At 47.3% G+C, this 24,081-nt stretch carries 25 protein-coding genes; 15 read left to right on the top strand and 10 right to left on the bottom strand.

Features of this window, described 5'->3' with window-relative positions; all coding sequences use genetic code 11:
* Window positions 1–339: 339 nt before the first annotated feature.
* The 7 genes from sufC to EHQ17_RS09180 all read left to right on the top strand — a co-directional run bounded on the left by sufC (window position 340) and on the right by EHQ17_RS09180 (window position 5,959).
* On the top strand, window positions 340–1,107 hold the full coding sequence (gene sufC, locus EHQ17_RS09210; RefSeq protein ID WP_135595247.1) for a Fe-S cluster assembly ATPase SufC: 768 nt from the start codon (window positions 340–342) through the stop codon (window positions 1,105–1,107).
* Window positions 1,088–2,311, top strand: coding sequence for a Fe-S cluster assembly protein SufD (sufD, locus tag EHQ17_RS09205; protein WP_135595249.1), 1,224 nt, complete (start codon window positions 1,088–1,090; stop codon window positions 2,309–2,311). The genes sufC and sufD overlap by 20 nt, the downstream gene beginning before the upstream one ends.
* Window positions 2,308–2,619 carry a non-heme iron oxygenase ferredoxin subunit gene (locus EHQ17_RS09200; RefSeq protein WP_135595251.1) on the top strand — a complete coding sequence of 104 codons (312 nt, stop codon included), beginning with the start codon at window positions 2,308–2,310 and terminating at the stop codon, window positions 2,617–2,619. Before sufD ends, EHQ17_RS09200 begins: the two co-directional genes overlap by 4 nt.
* A gap of 4 nt (window positions 2,620–2,623) precedes the next feature.
* Window positions 2,624–3,865 carry a cysteine desulfurase gene (locus tag EHQ17_RS09195; protein WP_135595253.1) on the top strand — a complete coding sequence of 414 codons (1,242 nt, stop codon included), beginning with the start codon at window positions 2,624–2,626 and terminating at the stop codon, window positions 3,863–3,865.
* The gene (gene sufU, locus EHQ17_RS09190; protein WP_135595256.1) at window positions 3,849–4,298 is read left to right on the top strand and encodes a Fe-S cluster assembly sulfur transfer protein SufU; all 450 of its coding nucleotides are present in this window, start codon (window positions 3,849–3,851) and stop codon (window positions 4,296–4,298) included. Before EHQ17_RS09195 ends, sufU begins: the two co-directional genes overlap by 17 nt.
* 198 nt (window positions 4,299–4,496) lie before the next feature.
* Entirely contained in the window at window positions 4,497–4,820 is a 324-nt protein-coding gene (locus EHQ17_RS09185; RefSeq protein WP_135595371.1) for a metal-sulfur cluster assembly factor, read from the top strand.
* 89 nt (window positions 4,821–4,909) lie between these two features.
* A complete protein-coding gene (locus EHQ17_RS09180) occupies window positions 4,910–5,959 on the top strand; it encodes a BPSS1187 family protein (protein ID WP_135595258.1) in 1,050 nt (349 codons plus the stop codon).
* Between the two features lie 121 nt (window positions 5,960–6,080).
* Here EHQ17_RS09180 and EHQ17_RS09175 read toward each other — a convergent pair whose 3' ends face one another.
* The 3 genes from EHQ17_RS09175 to EHQ17_RS09165 form a co-directional block, all read right to left on the bottom strand.
* Window positions 6,081–6,623 carry a hypothetical protein gene (locus EHQ17_RS09175; protein ID WP_135595260.1) on the bottom strand — a complete coding sequence of 181 codons (543 nt, stop codon included), beginning with the start codon at window positions 6,621–6,623 and terminating at the stop codon, window positions 6,081–6,083.
* Between the two features lie 248 nt (window positions 6,624–6,871).
* On the bottom strand, window positions 6,872–7,378 hold the full coding sequence (locus tag EHQ17_RS09170) for a hypothetical protein (RefSeq protein ID WP_135595262.1): 507 nt from the start codon (window positions 7,376–7,378) through the stop codon (window positions 6,872–6,874).
* Window positions 7,368–7,835: a RidA family protein gene (locus EHQ17_RS09165; protein WP_135595264.1), complete on the bottom strand. Its 468-nt coding sequence runs from the start codon at window positions 7,833–7,835 to the stop codon at window positions 7,368–7,370. The genes EHQ17_RS09170 and EHQ17_RS09165 overlap by 11 nt, the downstream gene beginning before the upstream one ends.
* A gap of 121 nt (window positions 7,836–7,956) precedes the next feature.
* On the opposite strand from EHQ17_RS09165, the gene EHQ17_RS09160 reads away from it, so the two are divergent.
* The 6 genes from EHQ17_RS09160 to EHQ17_RS09135 all read left to right on the top strand — a co-directional run bounded on the left by EHQ17_RS09160 (window position 7,957) and on the right by EHQ17_RS09135 (window position 14,235).
* Complete coding sequence (locus EHQ17_RS09160; protein ID WP_135595266.1) at window positions 7,957–8,760, top strand: class I SAM-dependent methyltransferase; 804 nt, start codon at window positions 7,957–7,959, stop codon at window positions 8,758–8,760.
* On the top strand, window positions 8,757–10,421 hold the full coding sequence (locus EHQ17_RS09155) for a DEAD/DEAH box helicase (RefSeq protein WP_135595268.1): 1,665 nt from the start codon (window positions 8,757–8,759) through the stop codon (window positions 10,419–10,421). The genes EHQ17_RS09160 and EHQ17_RS09155 overlap by 4 nt, the downstream gene beginning before the upstream one ends.
* Complete coding sequence (locus EHQ17_RS09150) at window positions 10,388–11,479, top strand: N-acetylmuramoyl-L-alanine amidase family protein (protein WP_135595270.1); 1,092 nt, start codon at window positions 10,388–10,390, stop codon at window positions 11,477–11,479. The genes EHQ17_RS09155 and EHQ17_RS09150 overlap by 34 nt, the downstream gene beginning before the upstream one ends.
* Window positions 11,460–12,245 (top strand): LIC_10740 family protein, encoded by a 786-nt coding sequence (locus EHQ17_RS09145; protein WP_135595273.1) that lies wholly within the window; start codon window positions 11,460–11,462, stop codon window positions 12,243–12,245. Before EHQ17_RS09150 ends, EHQ17_RS09145 begins: the two co-directional genes overlap by 20 nt.
* Window positions 12,246–12,287: 42 nt before the next feature.
* Entirely contained in the window at window positions 12,288–13,610 is a 1,323-nt protein-coding gene (locus tag EHQ17_RS09140) for a hypothetical protein (RefSeq protein ID WP_246057479.1), read from the top strand.
* 175 nt (window positions 13,611–13,785) lie between these two features.
* Window positions 13,786–14,235: a GNAT family N-acetyltransferase gene (locus EHQ17_RS09135; RefSeq protein WP_135595275.1), complete on the top strand. Its 450-nt coding sequence runs from the start codon at window positions 13,786–13,788 to the stop codon at window positions 14,233–14,235.
* Between the two features lie 185 nt (window positions 14,236–14,420).
* Here the strand turns inward: EHQ17_RS09135 and EHQ17_RS09130 are convergent, their stop codons facing one another.
* A complete protein-coding gene (locus EHQ17_RS09130; RefSeq protein ID WP_135595277.1) occupies window positions 14,421–15,269 on the bottom strand; it encodes a tetratricopeptide repeat protein in 849 nt (282 codons plus the stop codon).
* 114 nt (window positions 15,270–15,383) lie between these two features.
* Here EHQ17_RS09130 and EHQ17_RS09125 point away from each other — a divergent pair, with 114 nt between their 5' ends.
* Window positions 15,384–15,563 carry a hypothetical protein gene (locus tag EHQ17_RS09125; protein WP_135595279.1) on the top strand — a complete coding sequence of 60 codons (180 nt, stop codon included), beginning with the start codon at window positions 15,384–15,386 and terminating at the stop codon, window positions 15,561–15,563.
* Between the two features lie 2 nt (window positions 15,564–15,565).
* Here EHQ17_RS09125 and EHQ17_RS09120 read toward each other — a convergent pair whose 3' ends face one another.
* A complete protein-coding gene (locus EHQ17_RS09120) occupies window positions 15,566–16,393 on the bottom strand; it encodes a crotonase/enoyl-CoA hydratase family protein (RefSeq protein WP_135595281.1) in 828 nt (275 codons plus the stop codon).
* 112 nt (window positions 16,394–16,505) lie between these two features.
* On the opposite strand from EHQ17_RS09120, the gene EHQ17_RS09115 reads away from it, so the two are divergent.
* A complete protein-coding gene (locus EHQ17_RS09115; protein ID WP_135595283.1) occupies window positions 16,506–16,757 on the top strand; it encodes an LIC12628 family protein in 252 nt (83 codons plus the stop codon).
* Window positions 16,758–16,895: 138 nt separating this feature from the next.
* On the opposite strand, the gene EHQ17_RS09110 is transcribed toward EHQ17_RS09115, so the two are convergent.
* The 5 genes from EHQ17_RS09110 to EHQ17_RS09090 form a co-directional block, all read right to left on the bottom strand.
* Window positions 16,896–18,275, bottom strand: coding sequence for a histidine kinase dimerization/phosphoacceptor domain -containing protein (locus tag EHQ17_RS09110; protein WP_135595284.1), 1,380 nt, complete (start codon window positions 18,273–18,275; stop codon window positions 16,896–16,898).
* Window positions 18,276–18,603: 328 nt separating this feature from the next.
* Window positions 18,604–19,689 (bottom strand): alpha/beta hydrolase, encoded by a 1,086-nt coding sequence (locus EHQ17_RS09105; RefSeq protein ID WP_246057477.1) that lies wholly within the window; start codon window positions 19,687–19,689, stop codon window positions 18,604–18,606.
* Between the two features lie 215 nt (window positions 19,690–19,904).
* Window positions 19,905–21,023, bottom strand: coding sequence for a peptidoglycan DD-metalloendopeptidase family protein (locus EHQ17_RS09100; RefSeq protein WP_135595285.1), 1,119 nt, complete (start codon window positions 21,021–21,023; stop codon window positions 19,905–19,907).
* Window positions 21,024–21,075: 52 nt separating this feature from the next.
* Window positions 21,076–21,486: a bactofilin family protein gene (locus EHQ17_RS09095; RefSeq protein ID WP_135595286.1), complete on the bottom strand. Its 411-nt coding sequence runs from the start codon at window positions 21,484–21,486 to the stop codon at window positions 21,076–21,078.
* A 103-nt stretch (window positions 21,487–21,589) separates the two neighbouring features.
* The gene (locus tag EHQ17_RS09090) at window positions 21,590–24,076 is read right to left on the bottom strand and encodes a penicillin-binding protein 1A (RefSeq protein WP_135595287.1); all 2,487 of its coding nucleotides are present in this window, start codon (window positions 24,074–24,076) and stop codon (window positions 21,590–21,592) included.
* Window positions 24,077–24,081 lie beyond the last annotated feature (5 nt).

Below are 24,081 nucleotides of genomic sequence, written 5' to 3'. Positions count from 1 at the left end.
CCGGGAATCAGGAGAACTTTTTGTAGGAGCTCCTTTTTTAGAGTTCGAGTTGGGTTTTGCGTCTTATTGGTATCGGGGAGCGTAGGAACTCCTCACTCGACTTTGCTTTTTATGTTCCATTCCGGTTCTGCTAGCGAGAATGTCCGTCTTGGTGTAGGAACACCTAAAACGATCCGGTCGGTTTCTATAACGAAAAACGTAGGAACACCTCATATCTCTTTCCTATTGATCTCTCCTTGGAAAAAAAAACACTGGCCAAAGGGAGAAAGGAAAACGCCAAAACTCGGCTCGCCGTTCCAATCAGCCGCTCCCGACGATATTCGCAAAAAGGACGCTTTCGTGACCGAGATTTTAAAAATCCAGGACCTCAGGGCAGGAATTCAAATCGGAGATTCCGGAGAAATCAAAGAAATCGTAAAAGGTGTCAATCTTACGATCCGAGCAGGGGAAGTACATGCCATCATGGGTCCGAATGGATCGGGGAAAAGCACTCTTTCGAACGTGATCATGGGGCACCCGAAATATCAGGTTTTGTCGGGGGATATCCTTTTCGAAGGTAAATCCATTTTAGGTCTTCCTACGGATCAAAGAGCTAGACTCGGAATTTTTCTCTGCTTCCAATACCCGACCAGCATCCCCGGAGTCACGATCGGTAACTTCCTCAAAACCATCGTTAAGTCCGTCCGAGGAAAAGAACTTCCCGTGAAGGAATTCCGCAAAGAACTCAAAGAAGGAATGGCCGGTCTCGACATCCCGGAATCGTTTATTTCCCGTTATGTGAACGAAGGATTTTCCGGCGGAGAGAAAAAAAGGAATGAGATCCTACAAATGACTCTCCTCAAACCTAAATTATCCGTTTTAGACGAAACCGATTCCGGATTGGACATCGACGCGCTTCGGATCGTAAGCGAAGGAATCAACCGAAACAAAACCTCCGATCGCTCCGTCCTACTGATCACACACTATCAAAGAATGCTCAATTACATCACCCCCGATTACGTGCACGTGTTCGCAAAGGGAAAAATTCTCAAGACCGGCACGAGAGAACTCGCCCTACAACTGGAAGAAAAAGGATACGACTGGATTCTTGCCGAATCGGGAGATTGAAAAACAAGTGTCTTTAGAAACACAATTCTCCAAACAAATGGCGGAAGGAAACGAACACCGAACGATTACCGAATTCCGCAAAAAGGTATTCTCCCGATTTAAGGAATTGTCCAGACCGGGATCGGAAAACGAATCCTGGAGAAAGGTGCCCCTCTCCAACTTCCATCCGGAGGAATTTTCCGAAGTTCCGGGATCCGAAGCGCTAACAATCAACGCACCGAAAGGAGTGAAGATATTCCGGGTCGAAGAATTGCCAGAAAACGAATCGAAACGTTTCATACGAATTCTGGAAAGTATATTCGAAAAGCGGAATGAAGAATGGTTCGTCCTTTTCAGTCTTTCCTGCTTTACCCACGGTCTTTACGTCGAGGTGGAAAACGATCGGACTCTAACCGAAGAAATACAAATCCGTTATCGTCAGGAAAAAGGGAATCGTATTCTTCCTTTGACGATCGTGAAAATCGGAGATCGTTCCAAAGCATTCGTTTCGGAACGATACGAATCCTCTGAAGAGGAAACTCTCAAGTTCTTCCAAGGCTTGACCGTGCTTGATTCCGGGGACGGAACGAGATTGTTCTACGCCGGGATCGAGTCCTTCGGCTCCTCCGTATTCCATTTTCAGAATATATTCTCCGATCAAAAACGGGATTCGGACGTAAAGATCGCCAAGGTGACCCCGGGCGGTTACAAGGGGAAAAATCTTCTCAACGTGGAATTGTCCGGTCAAGGCGCGCGTGCCCGCGTCTTAGGTCTGGCTCCGATGGCTGCGCGGGAATTTCAGGATTCCGAAGTGAGGATCGTTCACAAGGAAAGTCACACAGAAAGTTCGATTCTTTACAGAGGAGCTCTTAGGAACAAGGCGCATCATATCTTCACCGGAAATCTGCAGATTCCCGATTCGTGCAAGGACGTAAACGCGATCCAGATCAACAATAATCTTCTTCTGAACCGTACCGCGAGGGCGGAATCGATTCCGAAACTGGAAGTATATGCAGAAAACGTAAAGTGTGAACACGGAGCAACGGTCGGAGAAATCGACGAGGAACAACTTTTTTATCTCGCTTCCCGGGGAATCGACGAAGACGAGGCACGAAGAATGATCGTGGACGGCTTTTTGGGCGAAGTCATCGGCGAAATCGAATCCGAACCGATTCGCGAAGAGCTCTTCCGTCTGATCGCCGAAAAGGTGGAGGGTCCGGTATGAGTTTTCGAAAACTAGTAAATCTTTCCGAAATCGAAAACGGGAAAGTCAAAGTAATTGAAACGAGATACAATCGAATCGGGATTCTGTCCTTGGACGGAACCGTATTCGCCTTCGAGGACGTTTGTACTCACGACGGAGAGGCGATTTCGGAAGGGGAGCTCTGCGGAGACGTAATCACTTGTCCGAGACACGAAGCGCAATTTTCGATCAAAACGGGCAAAGCGCTTTGTATGCCGGCAGTAGAAGATTTGCCCGTTTATCCGGTGCGAATCGTGGGTGACTCGATCGAGGTGGACTTGGAGGATTGACATTATGAGTTTTTCGGCGGAAAGAATCAAAACCGATTTCCCGATTTTAGGGACGAAGATGAACGGTAAACCTTTGGTCTTTTTGGACAGCGCCGCCAGTTCTCAAAAACCCTTCCAAGTCATTGATACGATCGAGAAATACTATCGGGAAGAAAACGCCAACATTCATAGGGGAATCTATTATCTTTCCCAAAAAGCCACGGAAAAATACGAGCTCAGCAGAATTCAACTTTCCCGTTTTATCGGAGCCCAGTGCGCGAAGGTTTGTATCTTCACCCGGAACGCGACCGAATCCGTCAATCTCGTGGCCCAGACCTGGGGAAGAACGAACATCTCCGAAGGCGACGAAATCGTCCTGAACGAGTTGGAACATCATTCCAATATCGTACCTTGGCAAATGTTAGCGCAGGAAAAAAAGGCGGTCCTCAAATTCATTCCCCTGAACGAGGATAGTACATTAAATTTATCTAATATAGAAGAAATCATAACGGCTAAGACGAAATTGGTTGCGGTGGCTCAGATGTCCAACGTGACCGGTACGATTCACGATCTTTTACCGATCCAAAAGCGCGCGAAAGAAGTCGGCGCAAAGGTGTTGGTGGACGGCGCGCAAGGAGTCTGTCATCTTCCGGTGAATATGAAAGAGCTGGATTTCGATTTCTACGTTTTCTCCGCGCATAAAATGTTGGGTCCGACGGGAGTCGGCGTTCTTTACGCGAAAGAGGAAATTCTGGAAGCGATGCCTCCTTGGATGGGAGGCGGGGACATGATTTCTCAGGTGTTTAAGGAACGTTCCACATACGCGGAACTTCCTTCCAAATTGGAAGCGGGAACTCCCAATATTGCGGGTGTGATCGGATTCGGTTCGGCGATCGAATATCTGCAGACGATCGGTATGGAAGAGATCCGAAAACACGAAGTGGAACTTCTCGCCTACGCGTTGGATCGTCTGGACGATTTCGGAGGTTTGGAACTGTACGGGACTCGGGATCTTTCGAAACGGGGGGGTGTGATTTCCTTCAATTTTCCGGGAGTTCATCCTCACGACGTGGGAACGATTCTCGACGAGGAAGGGATCGCGATCCGCGTCGGTCATCATTGTGCGCAACCGTTTATGGCGTTCAAAAATATTCCCGGGACTTGCCGCGCCAGCCTTTATCTTTACAATACGAAACACGATATCGATCGCCTGATCGAAGGTCTAAGTAAGGTGAAGGAGATTTTCTCCCGTGTCCTTAAGCGATGACCTTTACAAAGAAGTTATCTTAGACCACTACCAAAATCCCAGATTTCGAGGCAAACTCGAACAGGCCGATCTTTTCCAACACGGGATCAATCCGTTGTGCGGAGACGAGTTGGAGCTTACGATCAAACTCGAAGGAGATCGGATCGCGGATCTACGCGTGACCGGAAAGGGTTGTTCCATTTCGCAAGCCTCGGGTTCGATGATGGCGGAATCGATCCGCGGCAAAACACTCGAGGACGCGGAGAAAATTCTCGTTCGTTTTAAGGGGATGATTTTGGAGGATCAAAAGCCGGATTTCGATCCGGAGTTGGAAGATTTAGAGGCGATGGAATCCGTGAAAAAAATTCCTTCGAGAATCAAATGTGCGATTCTCCCGTGGAACACGCTCGAACGAGCCTTGTCCGGCGTCGGTAAAAAGGGGAGTCCTCCGTGAAAAAACCGAGGAGATCCTACAAAACTTATACCACGACCAAATCCATCTTGCCTCTCTTTCCCTCGTACGATTTTCTTCCCCTAAAAAGCGCTTCTCTTTATGAATGAAATCGCGTCCGGAAGGACGAGAACGATAAAATTCGTCTCGAAACGACTTTCGGAAAACGTCCAAAAAAGGGAAACAAAAGGAGACGCTACGATGTTGGAAGCTCCGACCAATACGCTCGAAGAACAGATTTATGAGGAAGTAAAAAAGGTGGAGGACCCCGAGATCGGTATTTCCATCGCGGAACTAGGATTGATTTATCGGATCAAGGTCGAAGGTTCCAAAGCGAAGATCGATATGACCTACACTTCCATGGCTTGCCCCGCCGGACCTCAGATGAAACAACAGGTGCAGGATCACGCGCTTCGTGTGGAAGGGATTTCCGAGGCGCAAGTGGAAGTGGTCTGGGTTCCCAAATGGGATCCGAGAGAAATGGCCAGCGAGGAAGCCAAAATGGATCTGGGTATTTTCGATTAAATTCTCACAAAGGAAACGATTCGGAGCCGAGACGAACCGAAAACGAAAATAGACGGATTGTCGGATCGGCGCGAAACGTTCGCGACAAAATGAAAAAAAACTTTCTCCTTGATGTTCCGATTTTATCGATCTTATTTTTTTTCAACGCGGGTTGTTTCGGTTTCGAAGAAAAAAAACGAAACGACGATTCGATCCTATTCCTTTCCGCGTTTGCGACCGCCGCCGATTACTCGAATTGCGGATCCTCCGCGTCGGCTCCGCGTGTGGACGTCTTCAACGGTTTGACGAGAATTTTCACTCTCCCCGTTTATACAGGTTCCTGTTTGAGTTCCTACAACGAGCCGATTTTAATGTTCTTGCCTTCGGTAGCGCCTAAAAATCTTCTTTCCGTTTTTTTACCCGGCTCGGGAGGAAATCCGATCGGAGTTTCCAAAATCATAGAAGAAGGCGCAAGACGAGGATATCACAGTATCGGTCTCACTTATCCGAATGCGGATCCGATCAACGTTATCTGCAATTCCGGGCCGTTTTCGTCTTTGTATTGTTTTGGGGAAGTTCGTGAAGAGATTTTGACAGGGGAAAATCGTTCGAGCGCGATCGCGGTGGACCGAAACAATTCCGTCGAAGGGAGACTTCTGAAACTTCTCCTTTATCTTAGGGTTCAACGACCGAACGACGGATGGGAACAGTTTTTGAAGGACGGAGACGTGGATTGGAGTCGGATCTACCTAGGAGGACATTCGCAAGGAAGCGGTCACGCCGCGTATCAGGGAAAACGCAAGTCCTTGGGAAGGGTTTCGATTTACAGCGGCGTTTCGGATTATCACATCGCTTCTTCGGCGCCGGCGTCTTGGCTGGGAGAAGCCGGTTCGACCGCATCCGATCGATATTTCGGTTTCATTCACGTAGGAGATCCCGTCGCCAATTTTTCCGGTGACCCCGATCAGGTTACGGATGTTTGGCTCAATTCCTTCGGTATGACGGGAGCCGTTACCGACGCGGACTCCGGCGTCGCTCCGTACGGAAACAGCAGACGTCTGACGACGGAACTTTGTTCCGCGTCGGGGGATAACGAAAAACACAATTGCACCGTGACGGACGGACAACAGGCTGTTTGGGATTATATTAGCTTTCCATAAAGTATTTACGAAAGAAGAAAGGGAGGCATTCTCGAAGAGTCACGTTTCGGAGGCGGAGAGTTTGCGGAATCGGAGACGTTTTCCGGGGATTTTATAAAAACGTCTCCGCAAAATAAGTAATTTAGTTTTTCACAATATGCTTATGAAATTCGTAATTTACCTGTCCCTGTCCCTTTTCGAGCGGAATCAGAGCGACTTTGGAACGACGGTACTGGTCCACGATTTGGATTCTCGCGAAAATTCCGTTTCCTTCGATCGCCGCCTTTTTGCCCGGCTTCGGCTCTTTTTCTAAGGTTACGCTGACGGTGGAAACGCCGTTTTCGGGTTTATACATCGATCCTGTGGAGTAGTCGATCAATAATCCGATCAAACCGCCTATGAGAATATTTCCCCAAACCCAGCCGTCGATTCCCTTGCGTATATCCACGACGGTTTCCTTGTATCCTTTCAATTGAAATTTTAAGGAGTAATCGTTTTTCATATTGAGGGCCTGGGTTCCCGGAGTGGTGATTTGAGCCACGGGAGCGTCGTATCCCTTCATCGTTACTTCCACCGTTGCTCCGACCGGATCGGACGCGATCGTATAATTATATACGTTGTCGCTTACGATCGTGGCACAATTGACCAGACCTAAAAAGAGTAAAATCGAGAGCTTTTTGATCATTTTATTTTCCTGTTTCGCCGCGGATCGTATCGATTCGAAATCTTTCCGCGGAAATTTTAAAGGCTACGAAAAAGAGCCGAGAGAATATGTAAATTAAAATATATTTTTATTAAACGAAATTCTATTTATAATCTGGGCACTAACGCGTTCCGATTTCCGGTATACGAAAACGGAATATGCAAAACTTCAAATATTATATCCTCTTTGGGAAGGGAACGGACGTAAATCCGTGGAAAAAAGGTCGTATTCTAATCTTTTTGAAAGAATTGATTGAGGGAAAGCAGGGTGGTCAGTGCCCAAGAGCTCAAGAACGCGTAGAATTTCCAGCTGAACTCGTAGTCGTCTTCCCGCAGAAAACTGACGAAAAAAGTCTCCGGAAAAAAAATTCCGACTAACGCCCCTAAGCCGATCAGAAATTGAACGCTCAACAACAAAGAACCGAGCCAATGGGAGCGCCAAAACGATCCGAAAAAGAACACACCCGCCGAAAGGAAGATGAAATAGAAATTGGAAGAAACCCGCAGGCCTTCCGTTTCCTCGCCTCCCAGACGGATCGTATATTGTACCCAACTGGAAAGGCTAAAAAAAAGTTGTAAGGTCACCGCGACGAAAAGGATTTTTTCGGTATTGGATTTTTCTTTCCAAAAGTCGGCGAATCTTCCGGTAAAAGAAAGATAAAACGTGGACCATTCCCGAACGAGCAAAGGAAGCGACCGAAGACTCCATTGGACTTCCTTCCAAAAATTACGAAACATCGGCGACCTGAAACGTTACTTCTACTTCGACGGGCGATCCGAGTGGAAGAGAGGGAGTTCCTACGGCGAACCGTGCATGGCGGCCGGCTTCCCCAAAAACCGACAAAAGAAAATTACTTCCGTGATTGGCGACAAGATGGTGATCGGTAAAACCCGGGACGCACGCGACGAAAACCCCGATTTTGACGATTCTCTCCAAGTGATCGGGACCGCCGCACACGGCCGCCGCAGCCGCGATCGCATTGAGACTGGCCTGAATCATCGCATCCCGGACGTCTTCTACGGAGAATTCCTCCCCCAATTTTCCGACAAGCATCAACTTGCCGTCTTGGAGGGGAAGTTGACCGGAGGTAAACACGAGATTGCCGCTTCGGTTTGCGGGAATATACGCTGCAATCGCTTGCGGGGCGGGAGGAAGTTTGTATCCCAGGGATTCGATTTTTGTTTGAATGCTCATACGTTTTTTGTTTCGATTTGAATCGATCCTTCCAGAAACATTCCCGGACTCCATTTTTCAAGCAGTTTCAAAAAAAGGAATTTTCTTTCTTTTCCTTTGGAATTTCCCTAGATCGGAAGAGATGATTCCCAAACTCGAACTCGTTCCCCATCCCCGGTTTCCGGAATACTACCAAATTTGCAGACGAACTGGGGTTTGCTTTTACAAACCGGCTAAAACTCGGGAATACAAGGATTCTTATTTTTTAGAAGAATATAAAAATCAGTATCGGAAAACCTACTACGAGGACGAATCCTCTCTTCGCGAATTGGCCCGGAAGAGGCTCCGAATCTTGGAGCGGTTTTTGCAACCGAGGGGTTCTACCTTGTTCGAGTTGGGTTCCGCCGCAGGATTTTTTTTGGACGAGGCGCGGAAGGCGGGGTTTCAGGTTTCCGGTTTGGAGATTTCTCCTGCGGAAGTGGAATATTCCGTGAAAACCCTCGCACTCGACGTGGTTCGTGCTTCCTTTCTGGAGGAGAACGTTTTACAGAGGAGTTCCTACGATGTAGTGACAGCCTTTTTCGTGGTGGAACATTTTCCCGACGCGGACTTCGTATTCGAAAAGTTAACCGGTCTTGTCAAACCGGGAGGATTTCTTTTTTTAGGTTTGCCTTCCTTGTACGGACCGACGTTTCAGACGAATCCGAAAGAATGGTTTCGAACGCATCCCGAGGACCATTTTTGGGATTACAGCCCGAGCTCCCTGAAAAAAATGTTGAAAGGATACGGTTTTACGACTGAGTATAAGAAACCGATGTCCTACCACCCGTCCCGAGATCGGGGCTGGAGAGGAAAAACTCTGAGTCACCGCCTATTTGCACGTCTCTCGGACCTAACCTGTTACGGTGATACATTCCACTTAATCGCTCAGAAAAAACAAACATGAAATTCGAAGAACTATCCATACATCCGAAGTTACTTTCCGCCATCCAAGAAATCGGTTATACCGATCTGACTCCGATCCAAGAACGTTCCATTCCGCACGGTTTGGAAGGAAAAGACATTACCGGACTTGCACAAACCGGGACCGGGAAAACGGTCGCGTTTTTGATTCCGGTGATTCATACGATTCTTACCAAAGAAATACGGGGAGTTTCGGCTCTCATTTTGGCTCCCACGCGGGAACTCACCATGCAGATTTCGGACGAGGCCAAAAAACTTCTCAAACACGCGGACGGAGTCCGTGCGGTGCCGATCATCGGAGGAACCGATTACAAATCCCAAGACCGGGATTTGGAAGGATTGAACGGAATCATCGTCGCCACACCCGGGCGTTTGATCGATCGGATCAAGTCCGGTTCCATCGACATTTCCAACGTGGAATTTTTCGTTTTGGACGAAGCGGATCGAATGCTCGATATGGGATTCATCCAAGACATTCGTTGGTTACTTCATAAATGTAAAAATCGTAAGCAGACCTTGTTGTTTTCCGCCACTCTTTCCGTCGAGGTGATGCGTCTTGCCTACCGTTTTTTGAACGAACCCGTCGAAATTCAAATCAATCCGGAAAAAATCATCACGGAGCGGATCGATCAAAAAATCATCCATCTCGGAAGAGACGAAAAAAATCCGTATATGACCAACCTTATCCTCAATTCCTCCGCGGAAGGTCAGGGAATCATATTCACGAATTATAAAGCGAATATTCCAAAAATCGTATATACTCTCCGAAAATACGGGATTCCCGTAACCGGTATTTCGTCGGAACTCGATCAGAAAAAACGCCTTCGGCTTCTGCGCGATTTTAAATCGGGTAAATACCGTTATATGGTGGCGACCGACGTCGCGTCCCGGGGCATCGATGTGGAGAATATCGATATCGTTTACAACTACGATCTTCCGCAGGACACGGAAAATTACGTCCATAGAATCGGTCGAACCGCCAGGGCGGGTAGAAAGGGAAATGCGATCGGTTTTTGTTCGGAGTCGGACTACGTGGAATTGGAAAAGATCGAGAAGTATCTAAAACAGAAAATCGACGTGTTAGAGGTGAACGAGGAGTTCATACAATTTCCTTCGGGAGAATTCCAAGCCTTTGTCGGCGGGGATTCTTACGATCGCGAGAAAGAGACTCATTTCAAACAGAACGGCCGCCGTCCCCACGAGAGGAGTTCCCACAAACACGAGCGGGATTCCAGAGAAAAACGGCACGCGCACGGCGGTCCTCAGAGCGGAGGAAAACAAGGACATTCCGCTCATCCGCGCGACAAACAGAAAAAGAAACCCGCCGCGGCGATTCAAGAAGCGGAATTATTTCTCCAAAAGGCGGATTCCGTTTTGTCGGTGGAACGACCGAACAAAAAAGGCGGCGGGAATCAGGATCGGAATCGTTTTCCCGGAAACAAGGACAAACAAAAACAACAACCTCAATCCGGAGGACAAAACCGCAGTCCGCAGAATCGCAATCAGAACAGAAATCCTCAGTCCAACAAACAATACGATAAAAGCAAACGGAATCTGTTCGACATCAACGATACGAAACAACAAGAGACCAAAAAGAAAAAAGGTTCGATTTGGCAAAAAATCAAATCCATCTTTGGTGGTTGATCCTACTTTTGATCGGTCCGTGGGAATTGGGGGCTACGGTCTCGATTCCCACGCATTCCTCCGAACGTTATGTGCGTTTTGAGGACCTTCAGCGCGAATTTCCCTCCCTGAAATCTTCGTTCAATCCTGCGACGTTTGTAGGAGCTCTTCGACATCCTTCCGGTGAGATTCGTTTTAGAGTAGGATCCTCCTTTTACACCTTTCATCAGAACATAGAAAAAATCTCCGTTCCGGTTTTGTACAAGGAAAAGGACTTCCTACTTCCCCCCGAAATCGTGGAGGCTTTGTTCGTGCAGCTCATGTCGGAGGACGTGCGTTATGAATATAAGGAAAATCTGTTGGAGTTGGAGATTCTTCCCGGAGCCGAAAAACTGGGAATCAAAACGATCCTCATAGACGCCGGGCACGGAGGAAAAGATCCGGGAACCTCCTCTCCGTCCGGCGCCGATGAAAAGGACGTCGCCTTACAAACCGCGAAGATCCTCAAAAAATTCTTCGAAAAAGTATATCCGGAAATCGCAGTCGTGTTGACGCGTTCGGACGACACGTTCGTCGAATTGGAACGCCGTTCCGAAATCGCAAACAGAGAACTGAAAAAAAACGGCAGCGCGCTTTTTATCAGCCTTCATTGTAATTCCTCCGTAAACCAGGACGTGAACGGTTTTGAAATCTATTATCTTTCGCAGACGGCTTCTACCGAAACCGCGCGCGAAACCGCTTTGCTGGAAAATCGGATTCTCAAACCCAAGGGCGGGGCCGCTGTCAAAAAAATCCAAGCGGGGATGATGTCTTCTCTCATCCAAAGAAGAAGCAGAATCTTGGCTCGGTCCTTGGAATCGGAGATGAAAAAAAAACTCCAACCCCAGATCCTGTCCAGGGGAGTGAAAAAGGCGGATTTTTCGGTCCTACGCGGAAGTTTAATGCCTGCGGTGCTCGTGGAGATGGGCTATCTCTCGCATGAAAAAGAATCCAAACTTCTCCAGAACAAAAATTTACAAGTCAAGATCGCGAAAAGCATCGTAGAAGGAATTCGAGGATATGAATTGGCAAAAAATTAAGGAATCGACGATCGCAATCCGGGATTCGATTTGGGAAACCCTCAAACTCGTCGGAGTAAAAATCAATCTCGGTTACCAATGGTTGTTCCGAACCGCCACGGAAGACGGGGTTTCCCGTAAGACGGTTTTTTTGACGTATTCCTGGATCGGTGTCGTATTATTTTTTACTTCGTTTATACTCGCAGGTCACAATCCTTTTATAACCCTGATTCCGTTTTCTTTATACGAAGTCGCCAACAGGGATCCTAGAACGGAAATCACGATCTACGGTTCGGACGGAGAACGGAACGTATTCCCCGTTCGCAGAAAAGTCCTTTGGGAAGGAGACGAATACCGTCATAAAACCCTTACTCTGATCGGAGAAATCGGCGAGTCCTCCTATTTCGATAAAACCGTGGAAAGTGGAAAGGGAGAACATTATAAAAATCTAAAACGTCTTCCGGAAATCCAATATGCCGTGAAAGCGGTTTGGAAACGAGGAAACGGATTGATTCTCGATCTGAGAAAATCCACCCTTCAGGAAATCGTGTCCGGGATGAAGTTTAGAATCGATTATACGTACGGACAACAAATGACCGAAGAACAAAAACAGAAGGAAATCGTCCGTAAAAAAATGGCGTTATTGGATTCCACCTTTTTGGCCTTAGAAAAGACGATTTTCGAGAATTTTCAGGATGTTCAAAGCGTGGAGTATAAACTCGACGGTTCTTCCGAAACCATTCCGGGAATGGAATATTCTCTCGTTTCACAACATAAAAGAAACTGATTTCTGTTTTTACGGCGTCATTCCGCCGATATTAAAAACAAGATGAAATCCGATTTTTGGAAACCGCCGTTTGCGGCGAAAGGCGGAACGATCCTCGTTCTCATAGTCGTATTATCCTTGTTCGGTGGAAGCCTTTGGTCGATCGCCGATCTTCAGATTTCTCCGGATATCCAAAACGTCACCGATTTTCGAACGGATCGGTTGGCGTTTCACTTCATCCAACTCGTGGACAAGGATGGAAAAGCGCTTCCCGATCGGAACCCGAACCGGGATTCGTCGGAGGCCACCTTGCTGATCATCTACAAAGGTCAACTTACTTTGCTGAAGGACGGTTACGACGATCCGAGTTCGGTTCGTGAAAAGGAAAAAGAATATCTCGCTAAAATCTCCAATTACGCGCGTTTGAAGGAATTGGAGACCGAATACTTTCGTCTCCCGGCATCGGAGCGGAGCGTAGTACCGCAAAGTCCGGGTTCCTCTTCGCAGTCCGGTTCTTCGCCTCAATCCCCGCAAAATTCTCCGGACGGAACTCCGCCTAACAAAGATGAGGCGAAACAGGCTTCCTTAGAACCGCTCAAACGATCTAAGGAGTCGGATCTTCTTCTCAAATACGACGAGGAACTTCTCAAAACTTATTCCGCGGAAAGGACCGCCTCCGGCGAATTGGAACGATCGGAACGTTTTTACGGAAAGGATTCGCCGAAAACGAGTGCGATGCGCTTTCGTGTCGAAGAGCTCAGGAAAAAAGTGAACGAGAGGAAGGAATTTCTGCTCGGATTCCTGAAAAACCCGGGATCGACTAACAACCCTTATCCGGGGGACCGCAAGGATCAGCCTTTTTATACCAACTCAATAAACGGCGTTCCGGATTTTTATCTCCATTCCGCCACACCCCGCGAACAGGACGGACAAATGCGCGGAGAAGAAGAGGTCGGAAAAAAATACGGCGAACTCTATAAAACGGCGAGAGATCGTTTGATAGATTCGCAAATTAGAAAATTATACTATTATTTATGGAACCGGGAGATGACCAACACTCGGGTCAAAGCGGACAAGGTCAAAAAGGGAAAAAAGGCGATCGTGGTCACCGGAGATTCCACGGTTTTTACGATGATAGATAAGGAAGGGGACGGAATCACCGAATCCTTTTTCGTAGAAAGTCCGGGCATCCGTTTTTCCTGGGGAAGGGATCTTCCGAATATCGTCTCTATCTCCAATTGTACCGACGAAACTATCTTAGCGAAGATCAAAAATCTTACCGAGGACGTGTTGTCGGGAAGAATTCCGGACAAAATAGATAAGATCGATCTTACGGTTCCGGAGGAACAATTGATCCTGGAGTTGGGGCCTAAAATTCCCCAATGATGTTTTGTCTTGGCGGCGGACACGCCGTCGTCTATGTGTTTTCTCCGCGCTCCTCTGCGGCCGGATTATTTTCCTTATATTTTAGTATATTATAATTTTAAAATAGTATGATATTATTTCGGTTTTTTCCGTTTTTTAGGCGGAATTTCCGGTCGAACGATCAAAAGGAAAATGGATGGAAATCAAGGTTGAAATCGCCCGTATAGAGGATCTTACGGATATTGCCCGTCTTTTCGGGGAATACAGAAAATTCTACGGCAAGGAAGCCGAACCCGAATCCGAAAAAAATTACGTTCTTCAACGGATGCAAGCCGGGGATTCCCATCTGTGTGCGGCGCGCGACGAAAAAGGGGAGATCGTCGGATTCGCGCAATGCTACTTTACGTTTTCCTCATTGAGTATGTGTAAGGTGCTGATTCTCAACGACCTTTACGTATCTCCTTCGGCAAGAGGACGCAACGTCGCCAAAAAAATCATAGAACACGTGATCGGATTCTCCAAAAAGGAAGGATTTCGGGGAATCGCGTTGGAGACGGCGGCTTCCAATACGATCGCTCGCAAGATTTACGAAGATTTCGGCTTTACCAAGGACGATTCCTTTCTTCATTATTTCTTAAAAGTGTAATCGAGGTTAGGCGGTACGTTCTTGCGGGTCCTCGTCGAGTCGGTACGATTCGAAACCGAGGATACGATACTCCGTCCGGAATCGGCGAGTTGGAACAAAGGGACTAAGTCCGTCATTCTCCTCGTTGCGAAAACCGGGCAAAGGAAAAATGAAAAGGCGCGCGTTGCGGATATCGGATAAAAGATTTAGGGATCTTCTATCTCCACGTTTTCCAGGGTATCGAAAAATCCCGTCTGTAATAACGGAGCGAAATCCACCATGTCTTCCGCGTTTAGTTTTAATCCGTTTTCCATCGAATACGCTTGGAGAAGGGACGCGCACGCAAGATGACTTTCACCGAGTTGAGCGTGCGCTCTCGCTTTGATGATGAGTATATCCGCATCCGATTCGCCGAAATATAATATGTATAAGTCGATGAACTTCAACGCGTTTTTATGATCGGCCACCTTCAGGTAACACTGTGCGATCATATCGTAGTGAAGAAAATTCTCGTCGCTGTCCATCCTCATCGAAGTTTTTAAGGAAGCGAGTGCGGAATTGTAATTTCCTCTTTGATAATATAGATGTCCCAATTCGGCCCAGATGTCCTTCCGGAGAATTCCCCTTCCTCTCGATAATTTTTCCTGAGCGAGCGCCTGTTTTAATACGGTGATCGCCTCGTTGGAACGGTCCGTGTCCTTGAGTAGGGAAGCCAACGTGAGATACAATTCGAGTTGATCCGGATAAAGATCGATTCCTTTGGAAAGAATTTTTTTCGCCTGTTTGAAGTTGCAGACCTTAATTAGATAATTGGAATAATAGAGATAACTGCCCGGTTCGTCGGGATATTGTGTTATGATTTCCTGAAAGAGATTCAACGTTTCTCGGGTGTTGCCGATGTGATATTGACACCAAGCCTGACGATTGCGGATTTTGAGTATGGTTTTCGGGCTTCCGGTGAAGGAAAGGGCTTCCTTATAGAGGTTGAAGGCCTTGGTGAATTCTCTTTGCTTCTCCCTCTGAATCGCCGATCTGATCAGTTTAGGGAAACTCACAGTTTGGACAGGGTAAAAATTTTCAAAAAATAATCAAGTTTTCTATTTATCAACCGAGAATAGAATCGGGGGAAAAAGAAAGAAAAACCCGAAATCCTCACCGGAGGGCAAAGAATGAATATCAACGGAACCGCAAACCAGAGTTTACTTTTGGAAAGAGTGGCCAACATGCCGAAGGAAATTTTTCAAACGCAAAACGAAGACACCAAAAAGATGCTTCGTTACTTGGTGGAAAACAAACTTTTGGACGAGAAGGTCAGCGCAGGCAGCCGGCTTCTCGATACCTACGCGTAATTTCAGTTTTGGTTATAGATCGGGCGCTTGCGTTCTTTGAAGGATTGAAGCGCTCCTCTGAAATCGGCGGAATCTAAAAAGCTCGAATTCCAAAGGGCAACGTAGTTCAATCCAGCCTCTAACGTTTTTCCTTCCGCGTAGCGCATTACGTCTTTGATTCCGGAAACGACAAGTTTCGGATTTTCCGCTATTTCCTTTGCGGTCGCGATCGCGGTTTGCATCATCTCTTCTTCGGTTTGAAATACTTTTGTGACGAGTCCGATCCTCTCCGCCTCGAGGCCGTCTATGTCTTTTCCGGTTAGGGCAAGTTCCCTTGTATGTCCCTGTCCGATGATTGCGGGGAGGCGATTGATGGAACCCATATCCGCGACGATTGCCACTTTGGCTTCCCGCAGAGAAATTGACGCATCCACGGTCGCATAACGGATGTCGCATGCGGAGATTAGATCCAGTCCTCCTCCGATACAATGTTTTTGTACTGCGGCGATGGACGGTTTCGGGGAATCATAGACCGCGTTGATTCCTTTTTGCATTCTGAGTATGAGGTCGAAGAATTTTCTTCGATCGTCTCCGAGAGGCGCTTGGACGACGGCGCCGAATTCCTGAAAAAAAGATTCGAGATCGAGTCCGGTGGAAAATGATTTTCCCCGAGCAGCGATGATGAACGCGTGAATCCGCGGATTGGCGTTGATTTCGGCGATCGCGTCGGGCAAATCCCTCCAAAAAGGCCAGTTCATTGCGTTCCGTTTTTCGGGGCGATTGAGGTACAGGATTGCGGTGTGATCTTCCGGACGTTCTACGATTTCAAAAAATTCGAAATGGGTTTTCATCTCGGTCAGTCTGGGAACAAAAAAAAATCTTACAAGTCATTCCTAATTGAAAGAAAGGATGGACAAATTTTTTAATTATGAGAATGATTCTCATTATCTTGAGGATTTGTCTATGATTGTCAGTTGGGAAAAAATTCGGCATCCCCATCCGAAAGAAGAATGGAAGGAGCTGTTGCGAAAGGTCGATCGTTTTGAAGAGAGCGGGGGTGGGAGTTCCCGCGTTCTTTCGGGAATCAAACGATTGGCTTGGATGGATTTCGCGGGAAGGACGGTGGATGGTATCAGTTCCTACAAACTTCGATCGTATTCAAGGGAAGATAAACTGGAAAGGGGGGACCGAGATATTTTGCGTTCGGAATACTAGGCGGAAGAAAGGAGGGAGTTCCCACATCGTTCCCCGGTCCGTTTCCAATTATACGACCGACCATCACTGTCGATCCGTCCCGTTCGGAAAGCCTTGTCCTCCGGTTTCCCGATTTTTATTCTGAGGAGTTCCTACGTTTCAGTGGGTAGAAGGAAAGCGCAATCTCACACAGGCGCCTTCCCGATTGAGAAGATCCACCGTGGCTCCGATTTGTTTAGCCAAAGATTCCACAAGAGAAAGACCGAGGGCACCGCTATTTCGATTGCGTAACGATTCTTCCGGCAAACCTTTTCCGCTATCGGAAACCTCTAAGGTCAGCGTATTTCCTTCTTTCGCAAAATGAATCCCGATTACGCCGGAAGGAAGATTGCCGATGCCGTGTTTTAGGGAATTCGTAATGAGTTCGTTGATGATCAACGCGAGATTCATCCCGATTTCCGCCTTGACCTTACCTTCCTGAATGTTCAGTTCCAAACGGATTTTTTCACGATCAACCTGGTAGATTTCGAACAGCGCATCTGTCAATTTTTTGATATACAATTCGAAACTGATCGAAGAGAGGTCCTTGCTTTCATAGAGGATTTCGTGCAACAGGGCTACGGCACGCAGACGATTTTGACTTTCCCGAAGAATCTCATTGGATTCTCCGTTGTTTTGACCGGAACGAAGACTGAAAATCGAGGAGATGATCGTAAGATTGTTTTTGATTCGATGATGAATTTCTTTCAAATACGTGTCTTTTTCTCCGGCGGTCGTATTCTGTTCCCGGGTTCGAATCACGTTGAAGGTTCCCGTCAGTCGTTCTTCGGTTCCTAAGATCGGTGAACTTTGAAACTGTACTTCCTGGCTGCGTCCATCCCTGGAAATCAAAACGAGATTTCCATTTTCCTTTGGAAGTCTTGTGTGTAATACTTCTTCGACGAGATTTCCGAGTTTCCCCTCGTTTCCACTTCCAAAGGAAAGAACCTCACCCACCGGTTTTCCCAAATGTTCCTCATATTTACAGCCGGTTAGTTTTTCCGCAGCCGGATTCATAAAAAGAAGAAGTCCGTTTTCGTCCGTGGTTACGATGCCCGCGCCGAGCTGATCCAAGGCGCCTTTGAGTTTTTCTTCCGTTTGTTTGGTTCTTTGTTCGATTTCGTTTTTATAAAGAGCGACTTCGATCGAAGAACGAAGTTGATCGGATTCGAACGGTTTGACGATGTATCCGAGTGGTTGTGTTTTTTTGGCTCTGTCTAACGTATTTTCGTCGGCGTAGGCGGTGAGGTAGATCACCGGGGTATGAAAGCGATTCCGAAGAACTTCGGCGGTTTCAATTCCATCCAGATTTCCCTCGATATTGATATCCATCAAAACCAGATCGGGATGATTTTCCTCCGCTTTTTGAATCGCTTCTTCGCCGGAAGAAGTAATTCCTACAAGCTCATAACCCAGTTTTTTGAGCTTTTGGCCGAGGTTGACCGCGACGATGATTTCGTCCTCAACGACCAAAATTTTGGGTTTCTGAAGCATATTCATTACTTACTAAGAATAACCGCGAATTCAACAAGTTAATTTGTCAAAAAACGGAAAAAGTCGTGGTGGAATTGTGTTTTTTCTGTGAAGAAAAATTTAGAATCCTCCTCCCACTTTTTCTTCGGTTCCTCTCCCGAAAAGAAAAAAGGAGAGGTTTTTCGCCGAATGTTCGGGCTCTTTTTCGATTCGATTCGATTCGATTCGATTCGAAATCGCTGTCGAATCCAACTCGAACTTCGTTTCGGTTCGGCGAATTCCTCCGACGCAAAACGTTTCCGGATTCGTTCTTTTTTTTGGTCGGAAGATTTGTCCCGATTCCGCCTCGAAAGAATCAGTTGCGCAGAACGTAATTTTCGTTTCCGGAGGATTTTTTGATAAAAAGACGTTTTTCCGCCTTCACTCCCAAAAGGATTTGATAGATATCGGTGAGAATCGGTTTGGAAGAATAATATCCGTGCCCCATGGAAATCAGAGAAGCATCGATCGGATTTACGTTGATTACGTCTATGCCCGGAATCCGTATACACGAACCGAGTCTTCCTCCCTGATTTACGGAGGCCGAGGCGACTAAGGCGCTGTCGCCCGGAGAACAATACAACGTGGTTCGTTTTGCGGTTTTGGAGAGAGAATCGGCGATCAGTCGGAATTCTCCGGAGTCGAAGTCGGGTGCGTTGAGAATCAACTCCTGAACCAGAGGAGTTTTCGTCTCTTTGCCAAGTTCGCCTAACGTCGGAAGTACGATCTGATGTCCCATCGAATGGACGATCAGATGGATTTTTTTTCCCACGTCCTGCATGGACTTTAGAAAATTCTTAAATTCGGTGCGGGAACTCCTCGCTGCGGAAAGGTTTTTTTCGTAGGTTCCCTTGAGAAGCACCTGATTGAAAAGCCCCGCTTCACTGCCCGCCGGCCAGGTGAATACTACGATTTTTCCGGGAAATTTCAGATCGTATCGGATTTGTCCGGCTCGCAGGATCGCTTCTTCGAACTTTACGTTAAATCCGTGGACGAAAATCAAAACTTCGTCGAACGGATCTTTTTTGAGGTCTTCTAAAAATTGATCCTTGTTTTCGAACGGTTTGTGTCCTAAAAATTGAAACAAATTCTCCCGATTGCCGAGTCCGGCGGGCAGTTCTCCGACTTCATGATTGGAGGGAACGTTGACGATACAGTATCCGGTTTTGAGTTCTTGATTGCCCGTCGTAAGAAAATAAGAATCGTTACAACCGGTTTGTCCGCTCGCGTTGGTGGCACGTAAGGTGGCGTAGTATAAATTGAGGGTTTCGGTTTGGTCGTAACTTTTTAAGAATCTTCGATCCAGAAGTTCTTCGATGGTCGGTGTTTTGCAGTTTGGCAGTAGAAATAGGAGCAAGGCGAGCGCGTTACTCAAGATCGCTTTTTTCATTCTGGAAAACATCGTCGGACCGTTTTCCGTTGAAAATCAAATTCCGGTGTGATCCGGGAGAATTTTGGGAGTTCCTACGTTTTCCGATTGAAGGCAGCCTTTGGGAGAGACGGGGAGTTCCTACGTTTTTCGGAAGAAAGCGCACGTACGAGAGTCCTTTTTGTCCTCCGAGCGATTCCCACATCACTTTGGAAACTTCGTGTGAGAGTTCCCACACCGAGAATTTTTTAGTGGGTAGGTCCACCTTTGCGGAACGTGAGACCTTTGAGATATTTGGAAGGATTGACCGGTTGTCCGTTTTTGATCACTTCGAAATGCAAGTGAGGTCCGAAGGAATATCCCGTAGATCCGGATCTCGCGATTTTCTTTCCGGCCAAAACGTAATCCCCTCTTTGAACGAAAAGTTTGGAATTGTGCGCGTATAAGGTTTTGAAATCGTCCGTATGTTCGATGACGACGACGTTTCCATAACCGCCCATCCAACCGGCATAGATTACTTTTCCGTTTCTTGCGGCGGCGATCGGTTCGTAAAATGCCTTTAAATCCAGACCTTCGTGGAACTTCCTACGCGGAAACGTCCTGAATCCGAAATTGGAAGTTACGATTCTGGAAGCGACCGGGATCACCCATTTCGGAGTCGGGTCGGGAATCACCGCTCCCGGTAAAAAAACTTTTTGTCCCGGACGTAGGATGTCCAAATCGTCGAGTTTGTTTTCGAGAAGGATCTCGTCGAGATTGACCTTATAAAGACTGGCGACCTTGGCAACCGTGTCCCCCGTCTTCATCTTGTACAAAAGCCCTTGTTTATTGGGAATACTCAGTATTTGACCGGGATACAAAGTATCTTCGATTTTAATATTGGAGGAACCGGCGATGGATTCCATGGAAACCTTGAATCGAGTCGCGATTTCCGCCAGAGTCTCGTTGCGTTTGACGCGATAGGTGGTGACTTTGAGTTGTTTTTTCTTCTCGGAAGGATTTTTCAGTTCTTTGGCCATCAAAATCGTGAGTTTGGCCTTTTCCGATTCTTCCAAAAACGTTTCGTCTCCGGACTTCGCCTTTAAGTCTTCGGAATCGTTTTCGGTGATCTCATGACCCGAGGAATCCATCATCGCATTGCTCGGGTTCATTCCGAATCCCAAAAATGCGAGAAACAAAACCAAAGAAGCAACGATCGGAATGAGTCGGAACTTCCTTCTCCGGAGATCCAAATTCCCGTGGTATAAGTTCCCTCGAAAATAAAACGAATAATGAAAGTGAAATGCGCCCAGGTAGATCAGGGTGAAGTTTTCCGTCCGAAGAAGTTCCTTCCCGGCGGTCAGCTGTCTGGGCTTTTTGAAGATCATACAGGAAGAATATCGGCCGCTGGGCGGCCTTTCCTATAGAAAGAAAAAGGACTTATTCGTCCTTTCCGGCATCCAACGTGCGGGTTCCGCCAAAAGACTCTTCCACGATTTTTTTTACGTCTTTCTTTTGTCCGCCGGTGATCGTTATGTTACCTTTTGCGACCACGCCTTTGGCAAGGTGAAGGGCGGGGGCGATGATATCTCCTAAAAGTCTTCCGGTTTCTTCCAGTCGAACTTCGTTTTCGGCTTTGATGTTTCCGATCATGGTTCCGGAAACGGTCACTTCCTTAGCCGCAATATTGGTTCTTACTTTTCCGGTTTCTCCGATATAAAGTGCGTCGTCCGTTTTGATTTCGCCTTCGAACTTCCCGTCGATGCGAAGCGAACCCGCGATATAAAATTTTCCTTCGAAAATGGACCCTGGACCGATTACGCTGTTATTATTTTCCCTGCCGATGGCCATCTAAAACTCCTGATAATCCAGCCCCGTCTTTCGATTCCTTCCGACGGCGCCGTAAATCTATTTGTGTACCCGATTCCAAAACGACAAGTATTTTTGTTCGGAATTACCGAATCAAATCATCGTCTCCCTGGAAAATATTGGTTTTCTGCTTCTTTTTTACTTTTGTTTGTTGGGAAGAAGGAGGTTCCGGCTCCGGAATATAACCCGCGCCGCGATGATCGTCGCAAACTTCTTTCGGAACGGTTTCTTTTGTGAAGTATTCCTCTTCGGTTTGGGAACAATGGGATCCGGGAAGTTTTCCCGAAATCGCGCAGATTTGTTTTCGAAGGACTCCGGTTTCTCCGAAATGAAAGGGTTTCGATTTTTCACGCGAAAGTGCGTTCGACATAAACCTACCCCAAATCGGAGCCGCGACGACTCCTCCGGACATTCCTCTTCCCATCGACAAAGTTCCGGTATCGTATCCGAGCCAAACCACTCCGACCAGCTCTGCGGAATATCCCGCGAACCACGCGTCTCTAAAGTTGTTCGTCGTTCCCGTTTTTCCAGCCGCAGGACGACTGAGTCCGTACGAGGTCGCTCCGGTTCCGGTTCCTTTTTTGATCACGTCTTCCATCATCGACGTGAGAATAAAACAAACCTCCGGGGAAAGAACTTGTTTCCTTTCTTGTTTGCGCGCCTCGTCCCGAAAATCCTTGATCACGGTTCCGCTTCCGTCTTCGACATACAATACGCTGAGCGGGAAAACCTGTTTGCCTCCGGAGGCGATCACCGCATACGCGCGCGCCAATTCATACGGTGAAACTTCGAACGTCCCCAAAGAGATCGAATAGTTTCTGGGAATGGATCTGTTTTCTATCTGAAGAATTTTTTCCAGATTGGGCATTAAGTTGCTGATTCCGGTATGTTCGAGCACGCGCACCGCGACGCTGTTTCTGGAAAGTTCGAGCGCCTCGCGCAATCTTATGAATCCTGAATATTCTCCGGTGTAGTTGGAAGGATTCCATTCATCACCGTCTTCTAATACGTATTGGAGAGGGGAATCGGAAAACAACGACGCCGCGGTCACGTTTTTTTTCGGATCAGGATGTTGATTGTAGTATTCCATCGCCGCCGCATAGACGAGAGGTTTGAACGCGGAGCCGGGTTGTCTGTATGCTTGGAACGCACGAATCTGTTGGTTGTCCGATCGAAAACCGGAACCTCCGACCATCGCCGTGATATATCCCGTATCCGGTCGGATCGAAATCAACGCTCCTTCCACGGGAAGAAGGAAATCCTCCGTTTGCTGACTTCTGTAATTCCATTCGATCGCTTCGCCCACGGATTCGGTGCCGGTCAGAAGATTGAGTGCGCCGAGTTCGTCGCGAATATCCTCCTGCCAGGCTCGGTTGAACGTTCGTAGGGATCTTGAGATTTTGAACTTGAATTCGGGGACGTCGTTTAACATCGATAAGATGTCGTAGATTTCCCCGTATGCGTCGTCGAACGCGTCTATTTTCGTGAACGTCCTTTGGTTGGAAAGCGCGGTCTGCGCCTTGAGTCCGGCATACAGAGCCTTTTCGGCTTGGGTCTGGTGTTGTATGTTCAACGTGGAATAGATCTTAAGTCCTCCGCTGTAAAGAGTCGCTTTCGGTATGTAACGGGTGAGATTTTTACGGACGTATTCGGTGAAATAGGGGAAACGGTTGAGTCTGTCTCCGAAAGCGGAATCGTTCGGAGAACGGTTTAGAGTAATATAATATTCTGAAAAAGCCTCGTATTCTTTCTCGGCCGTTTTGACGTCCAGAATTCCGTTCTCCACGAACTTCTTGAATACGACGCGGACTTTGGCGCTCGATGAATTCGGATTGACCAAAGGGGAAAACTCCGTCGGTCTCGTCGTCAAACTCGCGAGGAGGGCCGATTCCCCCCAGGTGAGATCCTTTACGTCCTTGCGGAAGTAAAATCTTGCCGCGGCGCCGACGCCGATCGTTCCGTGTCCGAGAGGAATTTCGTTGAGATAAATTTCCATCAACGTGTCTTTGTCGAACACCGCTTCGAGGAGAAGCGCGAGCCAGGCTTCTCTCGCCTTTCTTAAAAAGGATCGTTCCGTGTTGAGGAATTTGAGTCGTGCGACTTGTTGAGTGATCGTCGAAGCTCCTTCCTTGATTCTTCCCGCGAGAAGGTTCACCATAAACGCGCGGAAAATTCCGCGAAGATCCAGTCCCCAATGCGAATAAAAATTATTGTCCTCCGTCGAGACGAAACTTCGGATCAACTTGTTGGGTTTACCGTCCGATTCGGAAGGGAGGTCCTTGATGTTCAATACTACGCGGGAAAAACGATAAAATTCCGCGATCGGTTCGTATTCGTTTTTCTCGTTTAACCCGTATAAGACGGACGGTTTTTCATACTGGTTGGACTCGGGGACGCGCCACAAATCCTTTATCGAGAACACGAATAGAAATCCGTTCAAGAACAAAAGCGCCGCGCAGACCTTGACCAACTGTTTGAGCGGATCTTGGGAATTCAGGATTTTTAGAAGGACCTTATCCCGGAAATGTATTACGAAAAAACGGAAAAGATAACTGACTGGTTCTTGTTTCATATTCG

Source organism: Leptospira gomenensis (genome assembly GCF_004770155.1).
Lineage (GTDB): Bacteria > Spirochaetota > Leptospiria > Leptospirales > Leptospiraceae > Leptospira > Leptospira gomenensis.
This window is presented reverse-complemented; position numbering and strand designations above follow the sequence as displayed.